15 protein-coding genes and 3 tRNA genes are annotated in these 18,249 nt (G+C 65.2%); 3 read left to right on the top strand and 15 right to left on the bottom strand.

The features are described 5' to 3' along the window. Positions 1-141: 141 nt before the first annotated feature. Positions 142-444, top strand: coding sequence for a hypothetical protein (locus VG556_RS06450; RefSeq protein WP_032960880.1), 303 nt, complete (start codon positions 142-144; stop codon positions 442-444). Positions 445-576: 132 nt separating this feature from the next. Here the strand turns inward: VG556_RS06450 and VG556_RS06445 are convergent. The 3 genes from VG556_RS06445 to uvrB all read right to left on the bottom strand — a co-directional run bounded on the left by VG556_RS06445 (position 577) and on the right by uvrB (position 2,955). Then, a tRNA-Val gene (locus VG556_RS06445) sits at positions 577-651 on the bottom strand. 98 nt (positions 652-749) lie between these two features. Beyond that, positions 750-824: transfer RNA gene (locus tag VG556_RS06440), tRNA-Val, on the bottom strand. A gap of 106 nt (positions 825-930) precedes the next feature. Beyond that, positions 931-2,955, bottom strand: a complete 2,025-nt coding sequence (gene uvrB, locus VG556_RS06435) for an excinuclease ABC subunit UvrB (protein WP_014646599.1) — start codon at positions 2,953-2,955, stop codon at positions 931-933. Between the two features lie 128 nt (positions 2,956-3,083). Between uvrB and VG556_RS06430 the strand changes: the two genes are divergently transcribed. Continuing rightward, the gene (locus tag VG556_RS06430) at positions 3,084-3,629 is read left to right on the top strand and encodes a GspH/FimT family pseudopilin (protein ID WP_051007154.1); all 546 of its coding nucleotides are present in this window, start codon (positions 3,084-3,086) and stop codon (positions 3,627-3,629) included. A 52-nt stretch (positions 3,630-3,681) separates the two neighbouring features. On the opposite strand, the gene VG556_RS06425 is transcribed toward VG556_RS06430, so the two are convergent. The 11 genes from VG556_RS06425 to grxD form a co-directional block, all read right to left on the bottom strand. Beyond that, positions 3,682-3,758 (bottom strand) — tRNA-Asn (locus VG556_RS06425). Positions 3,759-3,805: 47 nt separating this feature from the next. Continuing rightward, a complete protein-coding gene (locus VG556_RS06420) occupies positions 3,806-4,213 on the bottom strand; it encodes a type IV pilin protein (protein ID WP_014646597.1) in 408 nt (135 codons plus the stop codon). A 23-nt stretch (positions 4,214-4,236) separates the two neighbouring features. Further along, the gene (locus tag VG556_RS06415) at positions 4,237-8,004 is read right to left on the bottom strand and encodes a pilus assembly protein (RefSeq protein WP_100449714.1); all 3,768 of its coding nucleotides are present in this window, start codon (positions 8,002-8,004) and stop codon (positions 4,237-4,239) included. Between the two features lie 13 nt (positions 8,005-8,017). Further along, positions 8,018-8,539 (bottom strand): pilus assembly PilX family protein, encoded by a 522-nt coding sequence (locus VG556_RS06410; RefSeq protein ID WP_100449713.1) that lies wholly within the window; start codon positions 8,537-8,539, stop codon positions 8,018-8,020. A gap of 5 nt (positions 8,540-8,544) precedes the next feature. Further along, positions 8,545-9,702 (bottom strand): PilW family protein, encoded by a 1,158-nt coding sequence (locus VG556_RS06405; protein WP_049407947.1) that lies wholly within the window; start codon positions 9,700-9,702, stop codon positions 8,545-8,547. Between the two features lie 8 nt (positions 9,703-9,710). Beyond that, positions 9,711-10,208 (bottom strand): type IV pilus modification protein PilV, encoded by a 498-nt coding sequence (pilV, locus tag VG556_RS06400; RefSeq protein ID WP_046429810.1) that lies wholly within the window; start codon positions 10,206-10,208, stop codon positions 9,711-9,713. Continuing rightward, positions 10,205-10,720, bottom strand: a complete 516-nt coding sequence (locus VG556_RS06395) for a pilus assembly FimT family protein (RefSeq protein ID WP_041863227.1) — start codon at positions 10,718-10,720, stop codon at positions 10,205-10,207. Before VG556_RS06395 ends, pilV begins: the two co-directional genes overlap by 4 nt. 161 nt (positions 10,721-10,881) lie before the next feature. Further along, on the bottom strand, positions 10,882-12,270 hold the full coding sequence (gene ppnN, locus VG556_RS06390) for a nucleotide 5'-monophosphate nucleosidase PpnN (protein WP_014036604.1): 1,389 nt from the start codon (positions 12,268-12,270) through the stop codon (positions 10,882-10,884). Between the two features lie 253 nt (positions 12,271-12,523). After that, positions 12,524-15,724 (bottom strand): TonB-dependent receptor, encoded by a 3,201-nt coding sequence (locus tag VG556_RS06385; protein WP_032960902.1) that lies wholly within the window; start codon positions 15,722-15,724, stop codon positions 12,524-12,526. Between the two features lie 251 nt (positions 15,725-15,975). After that, positions 15,976-16,752, bottom strand: a complete 777-nt coding sequence (locus tag VG556_RS06380; RefSeq protein ID WP_049419100.1) for an SDR family NAD(P)-dependent oxidoreductase — start codon at positions 16,750-16,752, stop codon at positions 15,976-15,978. Beyond that, the gene (grxD, locus tag VG556_RS06375) at positions 16,749-17,069 is read right to left on the bottom strand and encodes a Grx4 family monothiol glutaredoxin (RefSeq protein ID WP_005415957.1); all 321 of its coding nucleotides are present in this window, start codon (positions 17,067-17,069) and stop codon (positions 16,749-16,751) included. Before grxD ends, VG556_RS06380 begins: the two co-directional genes overlap by 4 nt. A gap of 120 nt (positions 17,070-17,189) precedes the next feature. Between grxD and VG556_RS06370 the strand changes: the two genes are divergently transcribed. Then, entirely contained in the window at positions 17,190-17,768 is a 579-nt protein-coding gene (locus tag VG556_RS06370) for a superoxide dismutase (RefSeq protein WP_014646588.1), read from the top strand. A 114-nt stretch (positions 17,769-17,882) separates the two neighbouring features. Here the strand turns inward: VG556_RS06370 and VG556_RS06365 are convergent, their stop codons facing one another. Beyond that, positions 17,883-18,224, bottom strand: a complete 342-nt coding sequence (locus tag VG556_RS06365) for a carboxymuconolactone decarboxylase family protein (protein ID WP_004152082.1) — start codon at positions 18,222-18,224, stop codon at positions 17,883-17,885. Positions 18,225-18,249 lie beyond the last annotated feature (25 nt).

The raw sequence follows: 18,249 nt of genomic DNA, 5'->3' as shown, positions 1-18,249 counted from the left end.
CCGAGTCTACGCCTGCGCGCCCCGGATTCATCGCCGCCTGCCCGCCTTTGGCGGCGCAATCCCCGTCTTCGTCGCAGGCCGGCTGCGGTGCCCGGCCGGCCATGCCAGCCTGCACGCACTTTCCCGCTGGAGCACCGTGCCATGCCGATGCTTGCCCTGGTCCTGCTGTTCTCCAGCCTGTTCGGCGACGGCAGCGGGCCCACCGAGGATGCCCTGCGCAGCCAGATCCTGCGCACCGAAGGACCGCAGGACACGCATGAAGCGCTGCCCCTGCAGCTCTATCACCTGCGCCAGGACCGCGTGCTGCGCCTGGGCAGCCAGCAACTGGCAGGCGACCAAGGCGGCAGCCCGCATGCTGCGCTGGCCCGGGCAGGTGTAGCGCAGTTGTGGGAACGCGTCGATGGCCACTGGCGGATCCAGCGTTCGATCACCATCACCCACTGATTTCACGCCACTGAACCTGCAGGAATGTGGCTTCGCGGGAACGTCGGGGTCCTGCCCCTGGAAAGAAAAAAAGCCGGCCCCAGGGCCGGCTTTCATCGTTTCCACCGTCTCACCGGCAACGCCGGGAACAGGTGGTGGGCGGTACAGGGTTCGAACCTGTGACCCCTACCATGTCAAGGTAGTGCTCTACCGCTGAGCTAACCGCCCATCTTGTTCTTGCCGCCCGAAGGCTGGCCTTGTTACGTAAAAACCCGGCGCCAGGGCCGGGCTTTGCAGTTCACGAGAGCCCTTTTGCAAGGACTTCGTGGTGGGCGGTACAGGGTTCGAACCTGTGACCCCTACCATGTCAAGGTAGTGCTCTACCGCTGAGCTAACCGCCCCTTTTGCTTCTGCATTTCCGCGATTGCGTCGGTGCAGGCCGCGTATATTACGGATGCCGGCAGGGAAGCGCAACACTTTTGTGAAGATGATGCTGCACTGCCGCGTTCAGCCCAGGCTGGCTTCCTTCAGCTGGCGGATCTGGTCACGCACGCGCGCGGCATCCTCGAATTCCAGATCCTTGGCGTGCTGGTACATCTGCTGTTCCAGCGCCTTGAGACGGACAGCCAGCTGCGCCGGCGACAGCGAACGATAGTCGGTCGCCTCTTCGGCCACGCCCGCCCGGCCCTTGCCCTTGCCCTTCTTGGCTTCCTTCTCCGCGGCATCCGAACGCGCGCCCTCGAGGACGTCGACGATCGGGCGCGCCACCGAACGCGGCACGATGCCATGTTCTTCGTTGTACTCGACCTGCTTGGCGCGGCGGCGGTCGGTTTCATCGATCGCCGCCTGCATCGAACGGGTGATCCGGTCGGCATACAGGATCGCCTTGCCGCGCACGTTGCGGGCGGCGCGGCCGATGGTCTGGATCAGCGAGCCGGTGGAGCGCAGGAAACCCTCCTTGTCGGCATCGAGGATCGCCACCAGCGATACCTCGGGCATGTCCAGGCCTTCGCGCAGCAGGTTGATGCCGACCAGCACGTCGAACTTGCCCAGGCGCAGGTCGCGGATGATCTCCACACGCTCGACAGTGTCCACGTCCGAGTGCAGGTAACGCACGCGGATGCCATGCTCGGTGAGGTATTCAGTGAGGTTTTCAGCCATGCGCTTGGTCAGCGTGGTGACCAGCACGCGGTCGCCCGCCTTGATGCGCGCGTTGGCCTCGCTCATCAGGTCGTCGACCTGGGTACCCACCGGCCGGATCTCCACCACCGGGTCGATCAGGCCGGTCGGGCGCACCACCAGTTCGGTGATCTCGTCTCCGGCCTCGCGGTATTCATACGGACCCGGCGTGGCCGACACGTAGATGCTGCGCGGGCAACGCTCCTCCCATTCCTCGAAACGCAGCGGACGATTGTCCAGCGCGGACGGCAGGCGGAAGCCGAACTCGACCAGGGTTTCCTTGCGCGAGCGATCGCCCTTGAACATGGCGCCGATCTGCGGAATGGTCACATGCGATTCGTCGATGACCAGCAGCGCATCGGCCGGCAGGTAGTCGAACAGGGTCGGCGGCGGCTCGCCGGCGGCCTTGCCGGTCAGGTGCCGGGAGTAGTTCTCGATGCCGTTGCAGTAACCGACCTCGGCCATCATCTCCAGGTCGAACTGGGTGCGCTGCGCCAAACGCTGCGCCTCCACCAGCTTGTTCTGCGCGTACAGCTGCTCCAGCCGCTCCTTCAGCTCCACCTTGATCGTCTCGATCGCCGCCAGCACGCGTTCGCGCGTGGTCGCATAGTGGGTCTTCGGATACACGGTGAAGCGCTGCATGTTGCGCAGCGTCTCGCCGGTCAGCGGATCGAACAGGGTGATCTTCTCGACCTCGCCATCGAACAGCTCGAGGCGCAGCGCTTCACTGTCCGACTCGGCCGGGAACACGTCGATCACTTCGCCGCGCACGCGGAAGGTGCCGCGCTGCAGTTCGTACTCATTGCGCGTGTACTGCAGCTGGGTCAGGTGGTTGATCAGGTCGCGCTGGTCGATGCGCTCGCCCTTGGACAGGATCAGGCGCAGCGACAGGTAGTCTTCCGGCGCGCCCAGGCCATAGATCGCCGACACCGTCGCCACCACGATCGCGTCCGGGCGCGACAGCAGGGTCTTGGTCGCGGCCAGCCGCATCTGCTCGATATGTTCATTGATCGAACTGTCCTTCTCGATGAAGGTGTCCGACGACGGCACGTAGGCTTCCGGCTGGTAGTAGTCGTAATAGCTGACGAAATACTCCACCGCGTTGTGCGGGAAGAACGCCTTGAATTCGCCATACAGCTGCGCCGCCAGCGTCTTGTTCGGCGCCATGATCAGCGTCGGCTTCTGAATGTTCTGGATGACGTTGGCGATGGTGTAGGTCTTGCCCGAGCCGGTCACGCCCAGCAGGGTCTGCTTGGCGATGCCGGCCTCGAAGTTGCTGGTCAGCTTCGCGATGGCATCGGGCTGGTCGCCCGCCGGCGAATACGGCGAGACAAGTTCAAAACTGTCGCTCATGGTGTTGCCAGTTCCCGGGAAGGATGAGTATACGGGGCGAGGGGTGACGGCTGGCTGAGGAGTGGCCGGGCAGCCCGCCACGGGGATTCCCGATGGCGGCCGCGCAGCCGGGCGCGGAGGCTGGATGCATGCACCCGACCCATGCCCCCTGCCCCCTCGGCCCCCGCTCTGCGCGGGGCGTGCACCTGACCGAACTGCTGGTGGTCATCGCCGTGCTGGCGGTGCTGCTGGCGGCGTCCTGGCCGGCGCTGCAGCCTTTGCTGCTGCGGCAACGCGCCGATGCACTACAACTGACCCTGCACGCCAGCCTGGCCGGCGCGCGCAGCGAGGCATTGCGCAGACGCGAGCTGATCGGCCTCTGCGCCAGTATCGACGGCCTGCACTGCAGCGACGACTGGAGCGCCGGCTGGATCATCTACCGCAGTGGCGACCAGCGCGGGGAGCCAACGTCGCCGGAGGCGATCCTGAACCATCACACCGGGCGCTCGGACATATCGATCCTTGCCCAGGCCAGCAGCGGGCGGCCCCAGCTGTTCTTCCAGGCAGACGGACGCAGCCCAGGGGCCAACCTGACCCTGCGCATCTGCGCGGGCAACCGGCTGCACGGTGCGTTGATCGTCAACAATGGCGGCCGCGTGCGAAGTGAACGCGTGGACCGCGATACGCCCTGCTGACTGCCTGCGCAGAAAAGCAAAAGCCGCGATTTCTCGCGGCTTTTGCAGTGTCTGGCGCCCGAAGTTGGACTCGAACCAACGACCCCCTGATTAACAGTCAAGTGCTCTAACCGGCTGAGCTATTCGGGCGGGGAGGCGCATTGTACTGGTCGATTACAGGAAGATCAACACCTGTTTCACCAGCAACTGGCAACGCCACCGTCGGCCGTCTTGCGGTTGGCCTGGTCCACGCTCATCGTGCCGCAGCTGTCCTTGGCCTGCGTGCCCTGCGGGGTGGCGGTGATGGTGAAGCTGGTGCCATCCCCCTTGTAGTCCAGGTTGTAGCGCACGGTACCGCCATCACGGGGCGACACCTTGGTCGGCAGCGCGTAGCCGGTGTAGGAGTTGTTGCTGGTGTGGTAGCGCTCGGCGCGCTGTGCGTACTCAGCCAGGTCCGCCTTCACCACGGCACGATGCGATCGGCGCACGTATTCCTGATAGGACGGAATGGCGATCGCCGCCAGGATGCCGATGACGATCACCACGATCATCAATTCGATCAGCGTAAAGCCAGCCGCGCGGCGAGGCATGTGAGTGTGCAACATGAGCGTGGATCCTCGCACTGGGGTTACTGGAGCTGGCGCCAGGACTGGCGACCGCAAGGGTAAGGCAGATACAGCGACTGGCTGCCCGCCGCGCCGACGGCCATCCAGCAGGAGCTGCCTCCGGGCGGCGCCTTGTTGTCCGTCGGACGCGGCAGCACCGACAGCGAAACGTCACGGACCGGCGCAGTTCCTCCAGTCTTCAACGCGATGGCGGCGGTCGCTGCCCCGGGCCGGCTGCCGGTCGGCGAGCCATAGCGCACGTTCTCCAACATCGGCAAGCCGCTGATCGACGACAGCCCGAACAGCCAGTTCGAACCGCTGGTCGAACAGCCCACCGACTGCATGTTGGGCACGTAGGTCGGCATGAAGACGATGCCACTGACCAGGATCGGGTTGCCCACCGCACGCTCGCCATTGCCGGCAGGCAGCTGGATCATCCAGCCCCGGGCATTTGCCGGGGCCGTCCCCGCCGTGATCTTGCGTTCATCAACGCCTGCAGTGGCGGCCGCGGCCGTGTACGGAACCAGGTTGGCAGCGGTCACCGTCGAGGTCACTGTCTTCCCCGACAGATCGTTCACGGCGTACAGCGCCTGCTGCGCCTTGTCATCCTTGTCGCTGGTGAAGGAGAAGCTGCCGGTGCCGAAATAGAGCATCACGCCGCCCGAAGGACCGGTGGCAGCAGTCATGCCACCGGTGATCGGCTGGCGGTAGGTCTTGGTGGAGGAGTCCTGGGCAACCTGGCTGGTGAACATCGGCACGGTCAGCGTGGTGTTCGCACTGCTGGTCAGGTCGAACTTCCACACGGCGCCACGCTGATCGGCGGCATAGACGGTGTCGGCCAGTCCATCACGGCCGCGCGCATCCTGGTTGGTACCGGTCCAGCGATCGACAACCACAACATTGCCCAGTCCGTTGCTCCCGGAGATGCCGGCGCCTGACGTACCCTCGACGGCTTCGATCATCCGGATGTCGCCACTGGCCATGTCGACCACGAACAGCACCGCCTTGCCATTGGCGCTGCCGTACCCATTGCCGAAGATCGCCTTCCAGGCCACGCCGGTGCCGCTCTTCACCGGCACGATCACCGGCTTGCCCAGCACGAATCCGATGTTGTTGCGCACCTCGTCCCTCAGCGACGCGTTGATGTCGCTGATTTCCCACAGCACGTTGCCGGTGCCGAAGCTGCCCGGCGTGGTGACGTCCAGCGCGAACACCGAACGGCCACCTGCCCCCGTGGTGCCTACCAGACTGGTCTGCCACGCGGTGCCATTGTAGGTATCGGCCACGGCAATCGGGCCATCGACGTAATAGCGGTGGCGGAAGGTCTGGTCGGCCGTATCGGACTTGTAGGGGAACAGCAGGTTGGCCATGTGCCCCAGCGCGGTGGCCGGGATGTAGGCAAAGCTCTCCGTGCCGCCGGTGCCGTCCTGCTTGGCATCGGCCTTCATGCCGCCATCGAAGGCGTGCAGCATGCCGTCATTGGCACCGACATAGACCATGTACCGCTGGGACTTGGCCTTGGCCGCCAGGTAGTCGGTGTAGCTCTTGGCGTAGGTGCCGCCGAGCTGGCGGTACCCGTAGTCGTCCAGCGGCGAGCTGACCACCGGCGCCGAATTGACGATGTCACCCAGCGGCGTGGTCCGGTCACGATACTTGCCGCCGTTGCGGACCTCGGTGGAGCTGTCGGCACTGAGATAGTTGATGGCACTGGCCAGATCGGCCTTGATCGTCGTCAGCTTGTCGGTGGAGCAGACCAGCATCGACGCGTACTTGCCGTCGGGTTTGCTGCACAGATCCTGCAGGCTGATACGGGCACTGTTGAAGTCCACCGGCGAACCCAGCTTGTTGGCCACGATCCGGCGGCCGGACGACGTCAGGCGGCTGGAGGCTTCCCACACCTCGGTGAGCTCCGCGACCTGGTCGGCGTTGACCTTGACGCTGGCCGCAGTCAGCTTGCTCGACCAGTCGGTGCCGCTGTTGGTGATGTCATAGCGTGGGGTGACCGCCAGTGAGCCGGTGCCGATGCGCGCACCACTGATACCGATCGTGCCTGAAGGCGACGCACCACCACTGATCGAGGACAGCACCCGACGCATGGCCTCGGTGACGTCCGCCGGGGTCTGCGCGTTGATGAATTCGCCACGGCTGTTGACGGCCGCATGCCACAGCTCATCGATGACGGTACCGTCATCGACGTCCAGCGGATTGCCATTGCCGGCCCAGTTCGGCGCCGTCTTGTACGGATCGGCGGTTGCGGCCTGGTTGACGCCGTAGATCTTGCCCTGCGCGCCCAGGGTCACGCCGTAGAAGTTCATGTGCAGGTCGGTCTGGCAGTCCAGGCGCTTCCAGTCCGGGCTGCTCTTGTCCAGGGAGCTGCACTTGTCACTGACCGGCACCTGCCCCGCCGGGAAGCTGGTCCCGGTGCGCAGGGGGGTCCGGGCGCCTGCATAAGCCGCCGCGGCGATGTCGGCGATGGTATTGCTGTAGCCGTCGGAGAACGGAATGGACGGCAGGTGGGTCGAGTTCACCGAGTCGGCGTCACCGAAGGACGCGCTCGGTGCATTGCCGGAGTTGGTGTAGCCATCGGTGAACAGCATGCCGCCATTACGCTGGCAGGCCAGCTGCACGGGGGCATCGGCGTCGGTACGACGGAACTGGTCGACCAGATACTCCACCGCGCGACGGTTGGGCGTGCCGCCGTTGGCCGTCAGCGCATAAATCTGCTTGTAGAGGTCAGCTCGGTTGGTGACCATGTCATACATGGTCGCGTTGCTGAGCTTGTTGATGGTGAAGTAGCCCACCCGCATCGTATCCACGCTCACCAGGGCGGCGGTCGACGAACCGACGATGGCCAGCACGCGGTTGCGGTGATACTGGAACCAGTTGGCGAAATTCTGGATCGCGGCGTTGTAGGCGGCCGGACTCGAGTAATTGCCCGGCTTGATCTGGTAGCGACGCAGGTTGCAGCCCGGACCACAGGCACCGGTAATCACCGGGCGACTGGCGTCGTCGGTCTTGTATCCGTCCGGTGCAGGCGCTGCAGCCGGCAGGTAGAAGGTCGCCGGAAAATAACTGATGGAGTATGTGGTATTGCCGGTGTTGCTGATCGCGGCGGTCTTCCATCCACCATCCCACCAGCTGTCGACATAGTATTCATTGCCGGTACCGGAAAGGTCGGGAATCCGCATACCGTTGACGAACTGGAACTTTTCCGACGTGTCGGCCCGATTGACGGTCATGTTGTACACGGCGTTGTAGCCGCGCTGGCCGGACCGGGGATCGGCGCGGGTCTGGGTGATGGAGGCATCTGCCCACAGCGTGCCATCGGCATTGGTCCACGGCCGATAGGTCACTGCCGGGTTGAAGTAACTGGCGTTGTAGACATGCGAACGCGCGAAGCCGTAGATATCCAGCGGCGGAATGGCGCGGCCTGGCGAGTATTCCTTGTTGAACTCCGCGTGCGGATACAGGTAGAGGTAACAGTCCACCGAGTTGCTGGCGCACGCCGAGCCCACGCTGAAGAAGCTTCCATCGTTGTTGAAGAAGCTGTTGGTGTTGCTGTTCCAGCGCATGCGGCCGTCACCACCGGGGAACATGCGTTCGAAGTTCATCGAACCCGAATCGTCCACCGCCATGATGAACGCCGGTGTCGCGCGCGTCTGCACGTTCATCGGCTCCTGTGCCAGCACGCCCTGCGCCTGTGCGGCAAACAAGGTATGCGCCAGATAGCCGCCAGCGGCCAAGACGGCAAGGCCAACGCCTGCCAGGATCCTGCGGTTGCGAGTGTTCATGGGCTCCCCACCCTCACAGCTTGAATACGGTATCGATCGCCGCACGCGACGTCGCATCACTGGTGGTATCACCGGCATAGGTCGTGATCTGGTAGACCGGCGTCGGCTTCTCCACCGACTTGCCCATGTCCAGCGCACCCTCCCCCTGGATGCAGCCCTGGATCTCACGGACATAGATGGCCGGCTTGCTGCCCAGCTTGGTTTTCGCGACCCAGGCCGAGGGGTCGAAGCCGTCATCGCACTGCTGGTTGATGTCGGAGGAGGCCACGGCCGGATTGGCGCCGGCATCCTTGCGGTTGGCGATGTTCTCCACGGCGTTCTCGGCGCTGCGTGCCGCGCCTTCCGCGTTCTGGAGCGCCATGTTGGTCGCCCGGTAGCCGGCCGCCATGCGTTCCTGCATGCCGGCCACCTGCATGCCGATCACGCCCAGCAGGGCCAGCAGCACCAGCATGATCAGCGCGACATAGAGAACCGCACCCTGCTGTCGTCCCTGGGCAACGAAGGGACGGCGTCGGGAGGAAGGATGAGTGCGCATGGTCGTCAGTTCCCGAACAAGCGGTTGCGCAGCGCAACGGACGCTTCATAGGCGCCACGATGGCGCTGGTCGTAAGGATCGGCCGGGGCAAAGCCCACCCCGAGGATGGCCGGATACGTGGCCGCACTGCCCGGCGCTTCGGCCGACGCACGCTGCGGACTGCGCGCCAGCAGGCCGACCTGCACCATGCCGACGCGGCGCCACTGCCCTGCGGCGGTGGCATCGGTACCGGTACTGACCGCACTGGCCACGCGCTGGTCGACGATGCGACCGGTCGGCGGCGTGGGCAGGGCGATATCCGGGGTGGCATCCAGTCCGTACAGGAACTGCATGTTCTCGATGCCTTCCACCAGCTCCTCGCCATCGGCGTAGCCGCCGGCGCCATTCGCGCGTGCCCGGTAAAGCGCCGGCTCGCCATTGGGATTGGTCGCGATGTAGTACGCCATGCCATCGGCGCGATACAGCATGGTCATCGCGTTGTTGATCGAATAGTTGCTCAGGTCGACCTTGTCCACCTTCAAGGTCGAACCGCTGATGGTGGCGGGGAAGACGTCGGCACGGGTGCAGTCGGCTATGCCGAAGACCGTCGGCGTACCTGCGGCGTTGGCCTTCAGTCGGGCCATGCCATCACTGGAGACGGTCAGCGTGGTCGCACCCGCGGCCACGGAGATGCCGGTCACCACGGCCCCTTCCGGACTCATCAGGCGCAGCACAAGGATGTCGCTGCCAGGCAACGGCGCCGGCTTGAGGTTGGTGATGCTCTTCGGTACCGACTGCGCCGCGCTCCACGCACGGCCCAGCGTCAGCGTGGCGCCCGGCGCCGTACCTGCTGCCTCATACCCCTGCACCGGAACCGAGAAATCCTGCGGGTCGCCACTGCCCGAGCTGATGCCCAGGTGATAGCCGACATCGCCGGTGTTCTTGACCACGTGGGCCTGGTCGTTGACGCAGCCGAAGTGGCCGGCCATGCGCAGGTCACGCTGCAGGAAATCCAGCGCGAAGCGCGCGTTCTCCTGGGTACGGGCCGCGCCTTCGGACAGCCGCGACGCCGCACGCGAGGCGATGAAGATCTGGGTGACGCCCAGCATCAGGACCAGGCCGATGACCATGGCGATCATCAGTTCGATCAGCGACAGGCCTCGGGCTCGCGAAATTGGACTCATGGGCGCGTTCACAGGAAGGTCGTCAGGCCGAAGGTGGTAAGGCTGTCGGGATCCTTCGGATCCCAGCGCTGGTCACCCCAGCTGATGGCCACGGTGACCTGGCCGGTGCTCTGCACGAAGGTCACCTGCGCGCTGGCCTTCTCGCCCAGCGTGCGCGCGACCTCGCACTGCCATCGCGCCACGTTCGTCTTCGGCGTCACGGCAGCGCCGGTCGGCCAGGCGCAGACGCCGCTGGGCTTCACCGAGCCGGCCGAGAACGAGGCCGAGGAATAGGCCCCACCGGCCAGGGTATCGGTGCGCTGGGCGCGCATCAGCTCGATCAGGTCGTTGGCCAGGTTGGTCGCCTGGGTGCGGTAGTTTGCGCTCTGCACGAAGCGGACGTTGGTGGTCTGCAGCAAGGCAAAGCCCAGCAGCCCGAACGCCAGGATCAGCACCGCCACCATCACTTCGATCAGGCTGAAGCCACCCTGCGACGAGCGCGGGCGGGCCAGGTTGCGGCGGCTCATGAGCAGGCTCCCTTGGTCACCCGGACCTGGCCGGATTGGTTGATCGTCAACGTGCTTTTCGATTCACCGGCCTTGCACGCATCCGGCGACAGCACCAGGGTCTGATCAGCGACCGCCCTGCGCCGGCCGCGCCCGTCGAAGGCGATGACCGCGCCCGGTGGGCCGACTACGCTCAGCTGCGGATTGCCCTGAGAAAAGCGCAGCGCGACGTCATTGCTGCCCATCTGGCCGTCGCCATCGAGGTCCGACCAGGCCAGCACACCCTTGGACCAGTCGCCATCACAGGCCTTGCCATCGGCGCTGCCACAGACACCGCCACCGTTGCTGTTGCGGATGCCTTCGCTGCGGGCCAGGTTGGCCAGCGCGATCAGTTCATTGTTGGCGGTCGCCAGCCGGTTCGAGCGGATCATCCCGCGGAAGCTCGGATAGGCGATCGACGCCAGGATCACGAAGACGGCCAGCGTGACCATCAGTTCAACCAGCGTGAAACCGTTTTGCCGGCGCAAAGACATTGGACGCTCCCCAGCGTGTTGGTGGCCACGATGGGCCATCGTCCCGCCACCGGCAAGCGGCGGCAGGATGAACGGTCAATCCGGGGCGACGGGCGTCAAAGGCTTGACGACCCGCCCTCCCCTGCCCGTGCCGGCGCGATCCCAATCGCGCCGGCCCGGGTTCAGGCCAGCACCTGGTAGCAGGGCTGGTATTCGCCGGAGATCTTCATCCGGCGCTGCTCGACGAAGGCGCGCAGCAGCGCATCCAGCGCCTGCATCATGTCCGGATCCCCGTGGATCTGGAACGGCCCGAACTGCTCGATGCGGCGCATGCCGTCCTCCTTCACGTTGCCGGCGACGATGCCCGAGAACGCCCGGCGCAGATCGGCCGCCAGCGCGTGCGGCGCACGCCCGTGGTGCAGGTCCAGCGCGGCCATCGCCTCGTGGGTCGGCACGAACGGCTGCTGGTACTCCCACGGGATCTCGATCGACCAGTTGAAGAAGAACGAGTCCTTCTGCGCCAGGCGGTGCTCGCGCACGCGCTTGATGCCGTTGGCCATCTTCTTGGCCACCGCGACCGGGTCACCGATGATGATCTCGTAGCGCTCGGCAGCCTCATCACCCAGGGTCAGGCGGATGAAGCGGTCGATCTGCTCGAAGTACGGCGCCGCCACGGTCGGGCCGGTCAGGATCAGCGGGAACGGCAGGTCCTTGTTCTCCTCGCGCAGCAGGATGCCGAGCAGGTACAGGATCTCTTCGGCAGTGCCGACGCCGCCGGCGAACACGATGATGCCGTGGCCGATGCGGACGAAGGCCTCAAGGCGCTTCTCGATGTCCGGCATGATCACCAGGTGGTTGACGATCGGGTTCGGCGACTCGGCCGCAATGATGCCCGGCTCGGTGAGGCCGATGTAGCGCGTGACGGTGCGGCGCTGCTTGGCATGGGCGATGGTCGCACCCTTCATCGGGCCCTTCATCGCACCCGGACCGCAGCCGGTGCAGATGTCCAGGCCGCGCAGGCCCAGCTCGTAACCCACCTGCTTGGTGTACAGGTACTCGTCGCGCGAGATCGAATGGCCGCCCCAGCACACCACCAGGTTCGGATCGCCCGGGTTGAGGATGCGCGCATTGCGCAGCAGGCCGAACACCGCGTTGGTGATGCCCTCGGACGACTCCAGCTCGGCCGCGTAGGCCGGGCCCATCTCGATGGCCATGTAGGCCAGGTCGCGCACGACGGCGAACAGCAGTTCGGCGACACCGCGGATGATCTCGCCGTCGACGAAGGCCATCGCCGGTGCGTTGACCAGGTCGATGCGCACGCCGCGATCCTGCTGCGCCACCTGGATGTCGAAATCAGGGTAGAGGTCGCGCGCCGCGCGCGGATCGTCCGAAGCGCTGCCGCTGGTCAGCACAGCCAGCGCGCAGCGGCGCAGCAGCTCATGCATGCCGCCGGCGGAGGCATCGCGCAGGCGTGCGACCTCGGCCCGCGACAGCACATCCAGCCCACCGCGCGGGTAGATCCGCGCATCCTGCACCGGCAGTGCACGGGCTGATTTTTCGTTCGTGGTCATATCCAATTTTTCGCTTCCTTCAAGGTTTCCGACTGTACTGCCGCCCCCTTAAAAAGCAAAACGGCCGGGAAGCCCGACCGTTGGATGTGTGCTGCCCGCGTTCCCCTGTCCGGGACCGCCTGGGCGGCGTTGACGCCGCGCACATTTCCAGATGCTACGCCGTTGCCCAGCGCCCCGCAAGGACTTTCGCCTGAACGGAAAACGGCCGGGTTTCCCCGGCCGTTTCCGTTTACAGCAGCGCTACGTCAGTGCATCAGAACTGGTAGCGGAAGCCCAGCTGCATCGACCACTGCGAGACACCGACGTCGAAGCCGTCAGCATCGGAGTTGGCGACGCTCGGCAGGTCCGCGCCACGGTAGTTGTAGACGTACTTGCCGTTGTACAGGCCCTGCAGGCTGGCAACACGAGCGTTGGCGTAGAAGCCGTAGTCGTAGATGTTGCCCCACTTCTTGTTGAGCATGTTGCCGACGTTCTGGATGTCCAGCCAGATCTCCGACTTGTGGCCCTTCATGAAGCCCGGCAGCTGCTGGCTGATACGGATGTCGAAGGTGTTGATCCAGCCGGTACGGAACTGGTTGGCCGGAGCCACTTGGCCTTCGTACTTGGCCAGCTGCGGGTTGGCCGCCAGCCAGTCGAAGAACGACTTCTCCATCGCCGCATCGGCGGTGAACTTGCCGTTGTTGGACAGGGTACCGAACAGGACCTCGCCGCGACGCGGCACGTAGAACAGGTCGTTGCCCGAACGGCCGTCGCCGTTGGCGTCGTTCACATAGATGTAGCTGTACGGGCGGCCGCTGCGGCCTTCGTACACCAGACCCACCTTGGTCTCGTAGTCGCCGAAGAACTTGTGCTTCCAGTTCAGCGAGCCCGACAGGCGGTCTCGGATCTGGTAGCGCGAGGTGTTCAGCATTTCCTCGTTGGCATTGAAGGCGTACTGGTAGCCCCAGCCCGAGCTGGCGGTGGAGCTGGTCAGGCTACCCACTTCCTTGGCATCGGTGTAGGTGTAGCCCAGGTTCCAGGACCAGTCGCTGCTCGCGCTCCACGGCTTGCTCAGCGAGACGGTGAACTGCGAGGTGCGGCCCTGATCGGTGTTGTCGATCAGGTAGACGTTGTTGAAGCCCTGTGCGGCATAACCATTACGCGCATCGTTGGTGCCCCACGCCCTGCCGTCAGCCGAAGGCACGTAGTAGTTCACGCGACCATCGGCACCGACCTGACGGCCCTTGCCCAGGTTCAGGTGCTGGTAGTACAGGCCATCCTTGACCTTGGTGACCAGCAGCTCGGCCGAGGCGACCATGCCGTACCAAGGCAGCTCGTGATCGAAGGCCAGGTTGGCCTTGTACAGCGACGGCAGCTTGAAGTCGCGGCCGACGAAGTTGACGTTCTGCAGCGCGCTGCCCGGAGTGGTCGGGACCGGCTGGTTGTCCTTGTCCGGATTGAACTTCTGGCCGTTGTAGCGGCTGATGTTGTACGAGTCGTAGTTGAAGCCGGTGGTGGAGTAGCTGTTGCTGATCCACACCTGCGGTGCATCACCCTGGAACAGGCCGATGCCGCCGCGCAGCTGTGTCGGGCGCTCGGTGTCGAAGGTGTAGTTGAAGCCGAAGCGCGGCTGGATCAGGAACTTGCTCGGGAACACCGCACTATTGTCATAACCGAAGACAGTCTGCGCCTTCTGGTTGTACGCCGGCGCCGGGCTCACCTTCGGCCGGTCGCCACGCAGACCCATGGTCAGGGTCAGGTTGCTGTTGACGTACCAGGTGTCCTGCACGAACAGGGCCAGGTTGCTGTACTTGTAGTCAGCCGCGATCGAGTTCGCGCTCTTTTCCTTGTTCAGCTGGTAGGTCTGCCACTGCCCCTTGGCGAAATTGTCCAGGCCATAGAAGGTGTAAGCACCCCACGAGCCAGCGCCAAAGTAGTTGTAGACATCGTTGGTGTCGTACGAACCACCGAACTTCAGGTCGTGGTCACCCAAGGTCAGCGTACCGGCGGCGTAGTAGTTCCACGCCTTGGTTTCCAGCACGTTGTTCTGCGAGTTGGTCTCGGTACCCAGGAACAGCGAGTCGCCTTCCGGCGTGGTCACATCGCCACCGCGCGGGAAGTAGATGCGGATGCTCGGGGCATTGGTCGGCACCTCGCGGACGGCCGAGTACTCGCGGTACGAAGCCTTCAACTCGGTCGAGAAGGTGTCGGTCCAGTCGCTGAAGACCTGGGCGACGTAGCTCTCGTTGGTCTTGACGTGCTGGTACCAGTAAGAGCTCAGCGAAGCCTGCGAGGTCGAGCCCATGCCGTTGATGCGCAGCTTGCTCTGCTCGAGCTTGCTGTAACGGATGTTGGCGCGGTGGTTCTCGTTGATGTTCCAGTCGAGCTTCAGCGCGTACTCTTCCAGATCCGTGTTGCCGTTGCTTTCGATACCGCCGGCATCGAAGCCATAACCCTTGGCGATTTCCTGGGCACGGGTCACGTCAGCCATGCTGTAGTCGGCATTGGCCTTGCCCAGCGCGGTGCTGGACAGATCGGCGCCCGGCGCGGACTGCTTGAACTTCTCGTAGTTGGCGAAGAAGAACAGCTTGTCCTTGACGATCGGGCCGCCCAGGGTCATGCCGTAGGTCTTTTCGTCATTGAAGCCGTTGAACTTCTTGCCTTCCGGGTTCTTGCCGAACCAGTCACCGTCACGGTAGGTGCCGTACACCGAACCGTGGAATTCATTGGTACCGGACTTGGTCACCGCATTGACGGTGGCACCGGCAGCGCCAGCGATGCTGACGTCGTAGTTGGACAGGTTGATGTCCAGCGCTTCGATGGCTTCCATCGCGACCGGCTGGCGGCGGGTCGGCATGTTGTTGCCTTCCAGGCCGAAGGTGTCGCTGGCCGAGACGCCGTCGATGTTGATCGAGTTGTAGCGCGGGTTCTGGCCACCGGCCGAGATCGAGCCCGAGGCGCGATCGATGAAGGTGACGCGCGGATCCAGGCGCATCAGATCCTGGATGTTGCCGCCGATGGACGGCGCAATCTCGATCTGCTCCTGGCTGATGTTGGTGCCCGAGCCCATCTTGGTGGCACTGAACACCTCCGAGCCGCCGCCGACAGCGGTGACCTGCACGGTGTCCAGGTTGGTGGCCTTGGCCACGTCACCGGTCAGGATGGCATTGATGGTGCCGGTCTGGTTCACGCCCAGGTACACACCATCTTCGGTCTTGGTGCCTTCACCCGGCTTGGTGATGGTGATGGTGTAGGGACCACCCACGCGCAGGCCGCGCGCGTTGTAGCGACCCGCCGCGTCGGTAGTAGCGCGCGAAACCGTGCCCGACTCGGTGTGGGTGATGGTGACTTCAGCACCGGCGACGGGCTGGCCGCCGCTGGTCACGACCTGGCCGCCGACACCGGCAGTGGTGGTCTGGGCGAAGGCGGGAGCGGCAGCAAGTGCAGCCACGAGACCAAGGGTAAGCTTGGACATCCGGAGTGGGTGGGTCATTTTTCGGTAGCCTCGATGCGAGTTGGCGATGGCGGAAAAAAAAGCGCATCCAAACAGCCCTGCGGGTGGCTGGTCGGAGAGTTATCTGGGGTTCCCTACCGCTTGGCTGAAGGCAGCCATAACGGTTAACACTAGATTAACACGCTACGCCATCAATGTGACGGTTGTGCGACAAACGGCACCGGTTCGCAACGCAATCGTGACGGGTTCTTCACTCCGCCTTTCCCCGGGGCTCACTCGCGGGGAACTGCCTCGCTGGCATCGAGAATCGTCCCCCGCCAGGCATGGCCGGCCGGGGACAACAGGATGACGGCCGCAGCGGCGGCCGCTTCGGGCCCTTGCGCAGCCGGGTCCTGATCGACGGAATAGGCTCGGGCGCGCAGTGCCGTGCGCAGGGGCCCCGGGTACAGGCCACTGACCCGGACCGGGCTGCGACCCAGCTCATCGTGCAGGCTGCCGATCAGGCCACGCAGGCCGTGCTGGGCCACGCCATACCCGCCCCAGTAGGCCTGCCCCACCCGTTCGGGGGCATCGACCGCGAAGACCAGGGCAGCATCCTCGCGCTGCCGCAGCAGCGGCAGGCAGGCCTGGGCCAGCCAGGCCGGGGCGGTCAGGGTGACATGGACCGCGCGGGCGAAACTGGCCGGGTCGGCCAGCTCGAACGGGGTCAGGCCGGGGAAATGCGCGGCGCAGACCAGCAGGCCATCCAGCCGCCCCAGCTCACGCTGCAGGGCCTGGGCCAGTTCGGCATAGTCATCGGGGCCGGCACCCTCCAGGTCCATCGGGTACAGCAGGGGTTCCGGGCCGACCGCCTGGACCTGGGCATAGACCCGGTCCAGCCGGCGCGGCTTGCGCCCCAGCAGGACCACCGTAGCCCCGGCCGCCGCAGCGGCAATCGCCGCCGCACTGCCCAGCCCGCCGCCGGCACCGGCAACCAGCACCACGCGGTCCTGCAAGGGGCGGCCATCGAGCGCCCCGTCAGTCGGTGACGTCGACGGCCAGGCACTCATCCCTGGGTCGCCTCTTCGACGATGCGCTTGAGCTCGCCGGATTCAAACAGTTCCATGACGATGTCGCAGCCGCCGATCAACTCGCCGTTGATGAACAGCTGCGGGAAGGTCGGCAGGTTGGAGAAGCGCGGCAGGTTGGCGCGGATCTCCGGTTCTTCGAGCACGTTGACGGTGCGCAGGGTGACGGCGCCGGCAGCCATCAACGCCTGCACGGCGCGGCTGGAAAAGCCGCACATCGGGTACTGCGGGGTGCCCTTCATGAACAGCACGAGCGGGTAACGATCGACCTCGGCCTGGATTTGCTGCATTACCGCCACAACCACACTCCTTGCTTCGCCGGACAACCCGACCGTGATGGTCGGCTAGACTGCCCACGGTAGCCGCCATTGTAAGCGGATGGAACAGGCTGCCGCCGTCCCCTGGCCACGAACCTGCACATGCCCGTCGAATTGCCCGCCCTGCCCTACCTCTCCGGCTCCCTGCAGCCCCACCTGTCCGCGCAGACCGTGGAACTGCATCACGGCCGCCACCACCGCGCCTATGTCGACGCGGTCAACGCCGGCACCCTCGGCACCGAGTGGGAGGAGGCGTCGCTTGAAGAGATCGTGCGCCATGCCCAGGGCACGCTGTTCGATGCGGCCGCCCAGGCCTGGAACCACGGTTTCTACTGGCAGTGCCTGCGCCCGCGCGGCGGCGGCGAACCGCAGGGCCGGCTGGGCGAACTGGTCAAGCGCCAGTTCGGTGACGCGCAGCGCCTGCGCGAGGAATTCAACCGCACTGCACTGGGCCTGTTCGGCTCGGGCTGGGTGTGGCTGGTGCAGCACCCGGGCGGCCAGCTGGGCATCCAGGCCACCCGCAACGCCGGCACGCCCCTGACCGGCGACAGCACCCCGCTGCTGTGCTGCGACGTGTGGGAGCACGCGTACTACACCGACTACCAGAATGACCGCGCGCGTTACCTGGACGCGTTCTGGCAGATGGTCAACTGGGAATTCGCCGAGAGCCAGCTGCGCTGAGGCAGCGGCTCTGTCACCGGGTAGTGCCGGCCGCTGGCCGGCAACCCACTGGACGTACAAGGATGCCGGGGTTGCCGGCCAGCGGCCGGCACTACCGGGCAGCAGAGCGTGGCTTCACGCGCTCTCGTGCGCGGCCACCGCATCCATCACCCGCGCCGAGTACACCAGCGCGGCGCCAGCGTTGAGCGAGACCGCCACGCCCAGCGCCTCGGCGATTTCCTCGCGGCTGGCGCCATGCTTCAGCGCCGCGTCCACGTGCACGGTGATGCAGCCGTCACAGCGGGTGGTCACCGCCACCGCCAGCGCGATCAGCTCCCGGGTCTTGGCATCCAGGTGGTTGGTCTGGGCACCGGCATTGGCCAGGGTGGCGTAGCCCTTGACCGTATCCGGCGAGAGCTTGCCGATCTCGCCGATGCGGCCCTTCAGTTCCTTGCGGTAGGCATTCCAGTCGAGCATGGTCGTGACTCCTGTGAAAGGAGCT

The organism is Stenotrophomonas sp. CASM106 (assembly GCF_049384825.1).
Classification (GTDB): domain Bacteria; phylum Pseudomonadota; class Gammaproteobacteria; order Xanthomonadales; family Xanthomonadaceae; genus Stenotrophomonas; species Stenotrophomonas muris.
The sequence above is the reverse complement of the archived record's forward strand: the minus strand, read 5'-3'. Positions and strand labels throughout refer to the sequence as shown.

Coding starts and splice junctions, on each gene's coding strand:
- VG556_RS06450 (WP_032960880.1), top strand. CDS start 142: ATGCCGATGCTTGCCCTGGTCCTGCTGTTCTCCAGCCTGTTCGGCGAC.
- uvrB (WP_014646599.1), bottom strand. CDS start 2,955: ATGAGCGACAGTTTTGAACTTGTCTCGCCGTATTCGCCGGCGGGCGAC.
- VG556_RS06430 (WP_051007154.1), top strand. CDS start 3,084: ATGCACCCGACCCATGCCCCCTGCCCCCTCGGCCCCCGCTCTGCGCGG.
- VG556_RS06420 (WP_014646597.1), bottom strand. CDS start 4,213: ATGTTGCACACTCACATGCCTCGCCGCGCGGCTGGCTTTACGCTGATC.
- VG556_RS06415 (WP_100449714.1), bottom strand. CDS start 8,004: ATGAACACTCGCAACCGCAGGATCCTGGCAGGCGTTGGCCTTGCCGTC.
- VG556_RS06410 (WP_100449713.1), bottom strand. CDS start 8,539: ATGCGCACTCATCCTTCCTCCCGACGCCGTCCCTTCGTTGCCCAGGGA.
- VG556_RS06405 (WP_049407947.1), bottom strand. CDS start 9,702: ATGAGTCCAATTTCGCGAGCCCGAGGCCTGTCGCTGATCGAACTGATG.
- pilV (WP_046429810.1), bottom strand. CDS start 10,208: ATGAGCCGCCGCAACCTGGCCCGCCCGCGCTCGTCGCAGGGTGGCTTC.
- VG556_RS06395 (WP_041863227.1), bottom strand. CDS start 10,720: ATGTCTTTGCGCCGGCAAAACGGTTTCACGCTGGTTGAACTGATGGTC.
- ppnN (WP_014036604.1), bottom strand. CDS start 12,270: ATGACCACGAACGAAAAATCAGCCCGTGCACTGCCGGTGCAGGATGCG.
- VG556_RS06385 (WP_032960902.1), bottom strand. CDS start 15,724: ATGTCCAAGCTTACCCTTGGTCTCGTGGCTGCACTTGCTGCCGCTCCC.
- VG556_RS06380 (WP_049419100.1), bottom strand. CDS start 16,752: ATGAGTGCCTGGCCGTCGACGTCACCGACTGACGGGGCGCTCGATGGC.
- VG556_RS06370 (WP_014646588.1), top strand. CDS start 17,190: ATGCCCGTCGAATTGCCCGCCCTGCCCTACCTCTCCGGCTCCCTGCAG.
- VG556_RS06365 (WP_004152082.1), bottom strand. CDS start 18,224: ATGCTCGACTGGAATGCCTACCGCAAGGAACTGAAGGGCCGCATCGGC.